General features: G+C 65.5%; 1 protein-coding gene. It reads right to left on the bottom strand.

The window, feature by feature from the left end; translation table 11 throughout:
* A partial coding sequence (locus tag KZZ04_RS19675) for an ATPase, T2SS/T4P/T4SS family (protein ID WP_219423955.1) occupies window positions 1–261 on the bottom strand: 261 nt, incomplete at both ends.

Below are 261 nucleotides of genomic sequence, written 5' to 3'. Positions count from 1 at the left end.
CCCGTCGGGCAGGCGGGTCAGTTGGATCACCACATCCAGGGCCGCGCAGATCATTTGCCGCAGGGTTTTCTCCGCCACCACGCGGCCGGTCAACCCCACCAGGGTTTCCAGGCGCAGCAGCGCATCACCGGCGTTGTTGGCGTGCACGGTGCTCATGGAACCGTCGTGGCCGGTGTTCATGGCGGTCAGTACATCGAGCACTTCGACACCACGGATCTCGCCGAGAATAATGCGGTCGGGGCGCATCCGCAGGGCGTTGCG

It is taken from the genome of Pseudoalteromonas sp. CR1, from assembly GCF_019392235.1.
Classification (GTDB): domain Bacteria; phylum Pseudomonadota; class Gammaproteobacteria; order Enterobacterales; family Alteromonadaceae; genus Pseudoalteromonas.
This window is presented reverse-complemented; position numbering and strand designations above follow the sequence as displayed.